The organism is Brevundimonas sp. EAKA, from assembly GCF_000698025.1.
Classification (GTDB): Bacteria; Pseudomonadota; Alphaproteobacteria; order Caulobacterales; family Caulobacteraceae; genus Brevundimonas; species Brevundimonas mediterranea_A.
Genome location: NZ_JMQR01000110.1, coordinates 1 through 10006, shown reverse-complemented (window position 1 = coordinate 10006; position 10006 = coordinate 1). Strand labels below are relative to the sequence as shown.

General features: G+C 69.2%; 12 protein-coding genes. 6 read left to right on the top strand and 6 right to left on the bottom strand.

Annotation, left to right across the window (positions count from 1 at the left end):
- The 6 genes from folP to ER13_RS13525 all read left to right on the top strand — a co-directional run.
- Window positions 1-601, top strand: a 601-nt coding sequence (gene folP / locus ER13_RS13550; RefSeq protein ID WP_035310041.1) for a dihydropteroate synthase, incomplete at its 5' end; no start/stop codon positions are given.
- A 65-nt stretch (window positions 602-666) separates the two neighbouring features.
- Entirely contained in the window at window positions 667-1023 is a 357-nt protein-coding gene (locus tag ER13_RS13545) for a DMT family protein (protein WP_008260636.1), read from the top strand.
- Between the two features lie 43 nt (window positions 1024-1066).
- A complete protein-coding gene (locus tag ER13_RS13540) occupies window positions 1067-1411 on the top strand; it encodes a multidrug efflux SMR transporter (RefSeq protein WP_008262594.1) in 345 nt (114 codons plus the stop codon).
- Between the two features lie 50 nt (window positions 1412-1461).
- Window positions 1462-2247, top strand: a complete 786-nt coding sequence (gene thiD, locus ER13_RS13535) for a bifunctional hydroxymethylpyrimidine kinase/phosphomethylpyrimidine kinase (protein WP_035310037.1) — start codon at window positions 1462-1464, stop codon at window positions 2245-2247.
- Window positions 2244-2825: a nucleotidyltransferase family protein gene (locus ER13_RS13530; RefSeq protein ID WP_035310035.1), complete on the top strand. Its 582-nt coding sequence runs from the start codon at window positions 2244-2246 to the stop codon at window positions 2823-2825. Before thiD ends, ER13_RS13530 begins: the two co-directional genes overlap by 4 nt.
- A 37-nt stretch (window positions 2826-2862) precedes the next feature.
- Entirely contained in the window at window positions 2863-3675 is an 813-nt protein-coding gene (locus tag ER13_RS13525) for a DUF1295 domain-containing protein (protein ID WP_035310033.1), read from the top strand.
- A gap of 127 nt (window positions 3676-3802) precedes the next feature.
- Here ER13_RS13525 and ER13_RS13520 read toward each other — a convergent pair whose 3' ends face one another.
- From ER13_RS13520 to hisIE, 6 genes are all read right to left on the bottom strand, one after another.
- Window positions 3803-4108 carry a hypothetical protein gene (locus ER13_RS13520; RefSeq protein WP_008260679.1) on the bottom strand — a complete coding sequence of 102 codons (306 nt, stop codon included), beginning with the start codon at window positions 4106-4108 and terminating at the stop codon, window positions 3803-3805.
- A gap of 81 nt (window positions 4109-4189) precedes the next feature.
- Window positions 4190-5161, bottom strand: coding sequence for a glucokinase (gene glk, locus ER13_RS13515; RefSeq protein ID WP_008258989.1), 972 nt, complete (start codon window positions 5159-5161; stop codon window positions 4190-4192).
- Between the two features lie 30 nt (window positions 5162-5191).
- Window positions 5192-7081 carry a phosphogluconate dehydratase gene (edd, locus tag ER13_RS13510; RefSeq protein ID WP_035310031.1) on the bottom strand — a complete coding sequence of 630 codons (1890 nt, stop codon included), beginning with the start codon at window positions 7079-7081 and terminating at the stop codon, window positions 5192-5194.
- A gap of 1 nt (window position 7082) precedes the next feature.
- The gene (gene pgl / locus ER13_RS13505; RefSeq protein ID WP_035310029.1) at window positions 7083-7799 is read right to left on the bottom strand and encodes a 6-phosphogluconolactonase; all 717 of its coding nucleotides are present in this window, start codon (window positions 7797-7799) and stop codon (window positions 7083-7085) included.
- On the bottom strand, window positions 7792-9249 hold the full coding sequence (gene zwf / locus ER13_RS13500) for a glucose-6-phosphate dehydrogenase (RefSeq protein ID WP_035310040.1): 1458 nt from the start codon (window positions 9247-9249) through the stop codon (window positions 7792-7794). Before zwf ends, pgl begins: the two co-directional genes overlap by 8 nt.
- A 69-nt stretch (window positions 9250-9318) precedes the next feature.
- Window positions 9319-9942, bottom strand: coding sequence for a bifunctional phosphoribosyl-AMP cyclohydrolase/phosphoribosyl-ATP diphosphatase HisIE (gene hisIE / locus ER13_RS13495; protein ID WP_035310027.1), 624 nt, complete (start codon window positions 9940-9942; stop codon window positions 9319-9321).
- Window positions 9943-10006: the final 64 nt, after the last annotated feature.

Genomic DNA, 10006 nt, shown 5'->3' with positions numbered 1-10006 from the left:
GGTTATCGCTGCGGTTCGCGCGCGCTGGGGCGGCCCGATCAGCGTCGATACGATGAAGCCCGCCGTGGCCCGCGCCGCCGTGGCGGCCGGGGCGACGATGTGGAACGATGTGACGGCCCTGAGCCAGGCGCCCGACAGTCTGGCGGTCGCGGCCGAGCTGGGCTGCGCGGTGGTGCTGATGCACATGAAGGGCGAGCCGCGGACCATGCAGGCCGACCCCCGCTATGGCGACGTCGTGGCGGAGGTGCGGGACTATCTGCGCGACCGGGCCGAGGCGGCGATGGCGGCGGGGGTGGCGCGGGAGAATATCTGGCTGGATCCGGGCATCGGGTTCGGCAAGACGCTGGAGCACAATATGGCGCTGACGGCGCGGCTGGGCGAACTGGTCGCGCTGGGGTTCCCGGTGCTGTACGCGGCCAGCCGCAAGCGGACGATCCAGGCGGTCGATCCCACGGCGGTCGAGGCGACCGACCGGCTGGGCGGCTCGCTGGCCCTGGCGCTGGAGGGGGCGCGGCGCGGGGCGCGGATGGTGCGGGTCCATGACGTGCGCGAGACGGTCCAGGCGCTGAAGCTGCTGGCCGCGGTGGCGGCGGCGGGCTGAAGACCCGCGACGCGAGGTCGCGGCCGGTGTAGGGGCGAAGCGAACCGTCGTCCTGATCAAAGCCCATGCCTCTGAGCCCCTATATCGCCCCCATCGTCATGCTGGCCCTGTCGAACGTCTTCATGACCTTCGCCTGGTACGGACACCTGAAGTTCGATCACAAGCCGCTGTGGCTGCTGGTCATGGCCAGCTGGGGGATCGCCTTCTTCGAATACTGGCTGGCGGTGCCGGCCAACCGGATCGGGCATCAGGTCTATTCGGCGGCGGAGCTGAAGACGATGCAGGAGGTGATCACCCTGCTGGTCTTCGCCGGATTCTCGGTGCTGTACCTGGGCGAGAAGCTGACGGTGAACCATCTGGTCGGGTTCGGCTTCATCGGCCTGGGGGCCTTCTTCATCTTCAAGGGGCCGCTGGGCGGGTAAGCCGACGCTTGCCCCGGCGGACCGGCTGGGCCATCTGGGCGGCATGTCCTGGGTCATGTCGATCAATCCGTGGGTGACGCTGGTCGTCGCCGGTCTGCTGGAAGTGCTGTGGGCGTCCGGCCTGAAGAACGTCAGCCTGCAACGGCCGCTGACCTCGTTGGGCGTGCTGGTCGCGCTGGCCGCCAGCATGATCCTGCTGTGGGTGGCGACGCAGAAGCTGCCGATCGGCACGGCCTATGCGATCTGGACCGGGATCGGCGCCGTGGGCGCGGCCCTGGTGGGGATCGTCGTCTATGGCGAGCCGGCGACGGCGGTGCGGGCGGTGTGCATCCTGCTGATCGTGTCGGGGATCGTCGGGCTGAAGCTGTTCTCGGGGGCGCACGCATGAGCCCCGCTCAAGCAGACGCCCGCCGCGCGGGCGGCGGTAGCGAAAGAAAAATGGGCCGGGTCCTGATCCTGGCGGGGTCGGACAGCGGCGGGGGCGCGGGCGTTCAGGCCGACATCAAGGCGGTGACGATGATGGGCGGGTTCGCCGCCACGGCGATCACGGCGATCACGGTGCAGAACACCCTGGGGGTTCACGGCGTCCATCCGCTGCCGTTGGAACTGATCGCGGCCCAGGCGCGGGCGGTGCTGGAGGATATCGGGACCGATGCGGTCAAGACCGGCATGCTGGGTTCGGTCGAGGTGGTTGAGACGGTGGCGGCCCTGCTGGACGAGGCTGACGCCCCCGCCGTGGTCGATCCGGTCATGGTGGCCAAGGGCGGCCATCCGCTGCTGCCCGATGCGGCGGTGGAGGCGGTCCGGAGCCTGATGATCCCGCGCGCGGCCCTGCTGACCCCCAATGCGCCCGAGGCCGAGGCCCTGACCGGGCTGGCGGTGCGCGACATCGACGGTCAGAGGCGGGCGGGCGAGGCCCTGCTGGCCATGGGGGCGCGGGCGGTGCTGATGAAGGGCGGTCATGTGGACGGGCCGACGGTGATCGACCTGTTGATGACGACCGACGGGGAGACGGTGCTGGAGGCCGAACGGATCGACACCCGCCATACCCACGGCACCGGCTGCACTCTGGCGAGCGCCTGCGCGGCGGGCCTGGCCCTGGGCCGGCCGCTGGAGGTCGCGGTGGCGGAAGCCTGGGCCTATGTCGGCGAGGCGATCCGCCGGGCGCCCGGTCTGGGCGGCGGACACGGGCCGCTGGATCACGGCTGGCCGGTGCGGGGATGAACGACGCCCTGACCGAGGAACTGATCGCTGTCGTCCGTGCCGATCCCGGCCTGATGCACGTCCTGCGGACGGTCCGGGCGCTGGACCTGCCCGACTGGCGGCTGGTGTCGGGCGCCGTCTATCAGGCGGTGTGGAACGCGAAGACGGGGCGGCCCGCCGGTTACGGGATCAAGGACTATGACCTGGCCTATTTCGACGGTTCGGACCTGTCCTACGAGGCCGAGGACGTCGTGATCCAACAGGTCGCCGCCGCCTTCGACGAACCCTTCCGCAGCCAGGTCGAGGTGCGCAATCAGGCGCGGGTGCACCTGTGGTTCCAGAACCGGTTCGGCGAACCCTATGAGCCGTTGCACTCGACCGACGAAGCCCTGGGCCGGTTCGTGGCCCCGACCTTCGCCGTCGGGGTGCGGCTGGAGGCGGACGGCACGATCACCGTGGCGGCGCCGTTCGGGCTGGAGGATGTGTTCGCCATGGTCGTGCGGCCGAATCCGAACCGGCCGCTGGCCAAGGGCTGGGCCAAGACCATCGAGAACGCGCGGGGGCGTTGGCCTGAGCTGACGGTCGTCGAGCCGGCCTAGGCGCCATCCATAGACCGACGGCCGCCGTATCAGGCTCATGACCCTGACCGACATCCTCCTCCTGCTGGGACTGAACCTGGCCCTGATCGTAGCCGTGATGCTCGGCCTGTGGCTGGTCGCGCTGAAGCTGAAGGACGTCAGCTTCATCGATGCGGTCTGGCCGCTGGGGATGTTGCTACTGGCGGTGGCGACCCTGCCGCGCGCAGACGGCGATCCGGCGCGCAAGGGGCTGCTGGTGGGGCTGTGCGCGGTCTGGGCGCTGCGGCTGGGCCTGCACCTGTTCCGGCGCTGGCGGGCGAGCGGGGCGGATGGGCGGTATGTGCAGATCGTGGAGGATCAGGAACGCAACAAGGGCTGGTCGTTCGCCAAGACGGCCTTGTTGTTCGTGTTTCTGCCCCAGGCCGTGCTGGCCTGGCTGACGTCGTTGCCGGTGCAGATGGGTCAGGTGGAGGCTCAGCCGGGTTTGGGCGTTATAGCCGGAGTCGGGGCGGTGCTGGCGGTGGTCGGGATCGTGTTCGAGAGCGTCGGCGACGCCCAGCTGGCCGCGTTCAAGCGCGATCCGGCGAACAAGGGCAAGGTGCTGGACACCGGCCTGTGGCGCTATACGCGGCATCCGAACTATTTCGGCGACGCCTGCGTCTGGTGGGGGCTGTGGCTGATCGCGGCGGAGACGGGCGTCGGCCTGTGGTCGATCGCGGGGCCGATCTTCCTGACCTTCACCCTGACGCGCTGGTCGGGGATCGGGATTACGGAGAAGGCGATCAACAGGTCGCGGCCGGGGTATGCGGACTATGTGAAGCGGACCAGCGCCTTCGTGCCGTGGCCGCCCTCCCGTCATCCTCGGGCTTGACCCTAGGATCGGATGATCCGCCGCTGGTGCGAACACGCGAAGCACCGACCGCCCCGCGCCCGGTCCTCGGGTCAAGCCCGAGGATGACGGACGGGGGACGGGGCGACGGATCGCCTAGGCGCCGACCCTAGTTGGTGGTCGGGGTGTTGTGGGTGGTCATGCCGCGGTCGGCGTCGCCGCCCTGTTGCTCGATCTGGTCGGCGCGACGGTCGGCGTTTTCCTCGACCTGGTCGGCCTGACGGTTCAGGGCGTCTTCCTGGGCGTCGGTCGGGGCGGCGTCGGCCTGGGCTTCCAGCTGGTCGGCGCGGGCTTCGCCCGTGGCCTCGACGGCGTCGGCGCGGCTTTCGGCGGCCCGGTCGGCGGCGCTTTCACCGCAGGCGGCGACGCCCGAGAGCACGAACAGCGAGGCGGCGGCGATGGCGAACTTCTTCATGGCGTTTCCTTCCGTTTTTGGAGCGGGGGAAACGTCACGGCGGCGGATGGGTTCACGCCGCCGTGATATTTTCGTGAGGCCTCAGCCCTCGGCTTCGGCGAAGGCGACGCGGGCGGCGCCCAGCAGGGCCGCATGTTTGTGCATGATCACCTTGGTCGGAATCTCGGCCATATAGTCCTTGAACCGACCCTTGCGCTCGAACCGCTGGCGGAAGGGGCTGGCCTTGATGAAGGGCAGGATGCGCGGGACGATGCCGCCGGCGATATAGACGCCGCCGCGCGCGCCGGTGGTCAGGGCGATGTCGCCGGCGACCGCGCCCAGGATGGCGCAGAAACGGGCCAGGGTGGCGCCGCAGGGGCTGTTGGGGTCCTTCATCGCCGTCTCGGTGATCTGGGCCGGATCCTCGATATGGGTCTCGCGGCCGTCGATCTCGGCCAGGGCGCGGTGCATGTTCAGCAGGCCGGGGCCGCAGATCAGGCGTTCGATGGAGACGCGGTCATAGCGGCGGCGCAGGATGCGCAGGATCTCGTCCTCGACCGGATCGCCGGGGGGGAAACAGGCGTGGCCGCCTTCCGACGGCATGGCCATCTCCTTGCCGTGGGCGTCGCGCACCAGGGCGGAGACGCCGAAGCCGGTGCCGGGGCCGAGCACCGCGACGGTGCAGTGGGGGTCGCCGTCGACGGGACCGCCCAGGCTTTCCAACTGGTCCTCGGGCACCACGGGGGCGCCCCAGGCCAGGGCTTCGAAGTCGTTGATCAGCTTGACCGGCTTCAGGCCCAGGGTCTGAAGCTCGCTCTCGGACACCTGCCAGGGCGAGTTGGTCAGGTCGATGGCGCCGTCGGTGACGGGGCCGGCCACGGCGATGACGCCGCCGGTCGGCTTGATCTCGCAGCCGTCGATGAAGGCGGCGACGCCCTTCAGGAAGGTGGGATAGCGCTCGGCCGGGAAGCTCTCATGGTGGTCCAGCACGGGCTTGCCGTCCACCATCCGGGCCAGGGCGAAACGGGCGTTGGTGCCGCCGACGTCGCCGACGAGGAGGGTCTTGTCATTCATGGGGTCGTTTCCTGCGGTCGGTTCGGTGGATCAGGCGTCCACGGTCCGGTCGACGAAGTTGGGATCGGGCGGCGTGTCCGTATGCGATTGGGCGCCGCTGGGGAAGGCGAAGCAGACGGTGGCGCCTTCTTCTGCCGTGGTGACGACGTGGCGGAAGGCCGCGAACAACTCGCGGCCATAGCCCCAGGCCGTGCCCGCCGCGTTGGCGGCGGCGCGGGCGGCGGCGGGACGGGCCGACAGATCGCCGACGCCCACCGTGGTCAGAACCCCGGCCTCGGCGTCCAGACGGATGACATCCCCGTCCTTCACATGGGCCAGGGGGCCGCCGGCGAGGGCCTCAGGGCTGACGTGGATGGCGGCGGGGGTCTTGCCGCTGGCGCCCGACATGCGGCCGTCGGTGACGAAGGCGACCTTGAACCCCTTGTCCTGGATGACGGACAGGGCCGGCGACAGGCTGTGCAGTTCGGGCATGCCGTTGGCCTTGGGGCCCTGGAAGCGCAGGACTACGACCACGTCGCGGAACAGCTTGCCGTCCTTGAAGGCCTGGAGCGCGTCCTCCTGGGTTTCGAAGACGGCGGCGGGGGCCTCGACGATGCGGTTCTCGGGCTTGACCGCCGAGACCTTGATGACGGCCCGGCCCAGGTCGCCCTTGACCAGGCGCAGACCGCCCTCCTTGTCGAAGGGGTTGGAGGCGGGGCGCAGGATGTCGAGATCGAGGCTTTCCTTGACCCCCTCGCGCCAGACCAGCTGGCCGTCCACCATCGACGGCTCCTGGAAATAGGGCTCGATTCCCTTGCCCATGATGGTGGTCACGTCCGAGTGGATATGGCCGGCCTGGGCCAGTTCGCGGGCGACGAAGGCGACGCCGCCGGCGGCCTGGAAGGCGTTCACATCGGCCGAGCCGTTGGGATAGACCCGCGCCAGCAGGGGGGTGACGGACGACAGCTCGTCCATGTCGGTCCAGTCGATCAGCACGCCCGCCGCCCGGGCCATGGCGACCAGGTGGATGGCGTGGTTGGTCGAGCCGCCGGTGGCCAGAAGGGCGACGATGGCGTTGACGATGGACTTCTCGTCGATGACGTCGGCCATGCGGCTCTCGCCGCTGCGGGCCAGTTCGACGGCGCGCTGGGCGGCGGCGGCGGTCAGGGCGTCGCGCAGGCCGGTGTCCGGATGGACGAAGGCGGTCGAGGGCATGTGCAGCCCCGCCAGCTCCATCATCATCTGGTTGGAGTTGGCCGTGCCGTAGAAGGTGCAGGTGCCGGGCGAGTGATAGGAGCCGATCTCGCTTTCCAGCAGGGTCTGGCGATCGACCTTGTTCTGGGCGTACTCGGCGCGGACGCGGGCCTTTTCAGCGTTCGGAATGCCCGAGGGCATCGGACCGGCGGGGGCGAAGACGACCGGCAGGTGGCCGAAGGCCAGGGCCCCCATGAACAGGCCGGGCACGATCTTGTCGCAGACGCCCAGCATCAGGGCGGCGTCGAAGGCGTCATGCGTCAGGGCCACGCCCGTGGACATGGCGATGACGTCTCGGCTGAACAGCGACAGCTCCATGCCGGGGCGCCCTTGAGTGACGCCGTCGCACATGGCGGGGGTGCCGCCGGCGACCTGGGCCGTCGCGCCGACCTGACGCACCGCTTCGCGGACTACGCCGGGGAAGCGTTCGAACGGCTGGTGGGCCGACAGCATGTCGTTATAGGCGGTGACGATGCCCAGGTTGGGCTTGGACCCGTCCATGGCCGTCAGCTTGTCGGCGATGGTCTGGCCGGCGAAGGCGTGGGCCCAGTTGGCGCAGGACAGTTTGGCGCGGCCGGTCCCGCTGTCGCGGGCGGCGTCCATGCGACGGATGTAGTCGGCGCGGGTCGCGCGGCTTTTCTCGACGATCCGGGCGGTGACCGCGGCCACCGTGGGGTGCAGGGTCATGTCAGCTGGCTTCCGTGTACAGAACTTCAAGGGGAACGCCGGCGGCGATCAGGGCGGCGATGGGCTGGATCCTGGGATCGCCCTGGGCCTCCTGCTCGAAGACGCGGCGCTTGGCGTCGCCCTTCAGGCCCAGGATCACCCGGCCGGCGGACATCAGATAGGGCAGGTTGATCGACAGGCGCTCGATGGTCGGCGCCGCGCCGTCGCGGCCGTGGGGCACGCCCAGGACGGTCGGCTTCAGCGTCGGGGTCAGAAGCGTTTTCAGAGTGGGGCTGTTGGGGAACATGGAGCAGATATGGCCATCCTCCCCCATGCCGAGAAGGACCGCGTCGAAACGCCCGCCCGCATCGGCCAGGGCGTGGGCCGCGACGATGGCGGCGCGGTCGACCGTGACCTCGGGCGTATAGAGGGGGATGAACCGGCCGGCGGCGGCCTTGTCCTGCAGCAGGACGTCGCGGATCAGCCGGGCGTTGGACTCAGGCGAGGTCTCAGGGACGTAGCGTTCGTCCACCAGGGTGACGGCGATCCTGGCCCAGTCCAGATCGGTCGCGGCGAGGCGGCGATAGACGGGGGCGGGGGTCGTGCCGCCGGGGCCGGCGAAGACGGCGGAGCCCTTGTCGCGGACGGCGGCGCCCAGGGTCTCGGACAGGCGGGCGGCGATGGCCTCGGCCCAGGCGTCGACGGTGGGGAAGGTTTCGATCACGGGCGCCTCAGACATCGGTGGTGTTCCAGTCGCGGCCGGTGCGCATCATCAGCATGTCGGCGCTGTCGGGGCCCCAGGTGCCGGCGACATATTCGTCGGGCTTCTGGCCGGACTCGGCCCAGGCCTCGGCGACCTCGTCCACCCATTTCCAGGCCTGTTCGGCTTCGTCGCGACGGACGAACAGGGTGGAGTCGCCGGCCATGGCGTCGAGCAGCAGACGTTCATAGGCGATGCGGCGGCGCGGCGGGGCGGCCGACTTGCCGTCCACCCCCCACGACAGGCTCATGGTGATGGGCTGAAGCTGCATCCGCTTGTCCAGGCCGGGGCGCTTGTTCATCACCGTCAGCGAGATGTCTTCCTCGGGCTGCAGCTCGATGATCATGCGGTTGGCCGGCGCCTCGCCTTCTTCATTGTCGAAGATCGAGTGGGGAACGGGCTTGAACTGGATGACGATCTCGGTGCGCTTCTCCGGCAGACGCTTGCCGGTCCGCATGAAGAAGGGCACGCCGGCCCAGCGCCAGTTGTCGATGTCGGCGCGGATGGCGACGAAGGTCTCGGTGTCGGAATCCGCGCCGCGCTCCTCGTCATAGCCCTTGACCGGCTTGCCCTCGGACACGCCCGCCACATACTGGCCGCGCACGCTGACGCGTTCGGCTTCTTCGGGGGTGATGGGCCGCAAGGACCGCAGCACCTTGACCTTTTCGTTGCGCAGCGATTCCGGATCCAGGTCCGACGGCGGCTCCATGGCCACCAGGCACAGCAGCTGGAGCATGTGGTTCTGGAGCATGTCGCGCAATGCTCCGTACTCGTCGTAATAGGGCCAGCGGTCGCCGACGCCCACCGTCTCGCCGATTGTGATCTGGACGTGGTCGATCGTCAGATTGTTCCACAGCGGCTCGAAGATGGTGTTGCCGAAGCGTAGCGCCGTCAGGTTCTGGACCGTCTCCTTGCCCAGATAGTGGTCGATGCGGAACACCTGGTCCTCGCTGAAGGCGTGGGACACGGCGTCGTCGATCTCGCGGAAGGACTTGAGGTCGCGGCCGACCGGCTTCTCCAGCACGATGCGGCAGTTGCGTTCGGCCAGGCCCGCCGTCTTCATCGCGGTGACGATGCGGCCGTACAGCGAGGGCGAGACGGCCAGGAAGGAGGTGACCTCGCCGTCGCCGACGCGGTCCTTCAGGCCCTTCAGACTGGCGGGATCGGTGGCGTCCACGGCCAGATAGTCGAGCCGGGCCTTCATCTTGGCCCAGGAGTGGTCGTCCCAGGCCCTGTCCGCCTCGGCCTTGGCCTTCACGGCGTCATGGACCTTGGCCACATATTCGTCGGGGGTCTCCTCGGAGCGGGCCGCGCCGATGATCTTCAGATCCTCGGGCAGGAGGCCGTCATGCTCCAGGAAATAGAGCGAAGGCAGCAACATGCGCATCGCCAGATCGCCGCCGCCGCCGAACAGAATGAGAGCCGCCATCGCAATTTCCTCGATCATCCCCGGGGCGGGAATGCACGTCCTTAGGGTTCGGCCTCGTCTTGGTGGGCCTTAGCCGGGGGCTTTGCCCGCTTCCGCACGCGAGGCCAACACGTCCAGCACGTCCTGAAACACCATGTTACGGGCGTGGAGAAGCACCAAGAGGTGATAGATCAAATCCGCAGCCTCGCTGGCGAGTTCCTCGTCCGGGCCGGCGACGCCGGCCAAGGCGGTCTCCACGCCCTCCTCGCCGACCTTCTGGGCGATACGTTTGACGCCCTGGGCCATCAGTTTTGCGGTCCAGCTTTCGGACGGATCTGCGGCGGCGCGTTCGGCGATGGTCTGTTCCAGCCGGGCGATGCGGCCCAGACCCGGCGCGTCGGCCGCGCCGAAACAGCTGGTGCGGTGCAGGTGGCAGGCGTCGCCGACCGGGTTGACCGACAGGACCAGGGCGTCGCTGTCGCAGTCGGCCGTGACGCCGACGACGTGCAGCCGGTCGCCCGAGGTCTCGCCCTTGCGCCAGCGTCCGCCGCGCGAACGCGAGAAGAAGGTGGCCTCGCCGGACTGGAGGGTCTCGTCCAGGGCGGCGCGGTCCATATAGGCCAGGGTCAGGACCTGAAGCGTGGCGGCGTCCTGCACCACGACGGGAACCAGGCCGTTCCCTTTTTCGAAATCGATGGCAGCGGGGTCGATCATGGGATCCTCTCCTCAAAAATCCTCCCCCTCTGGGGGAGGGGGACCGCCCGAAGGGTGGTGGAGG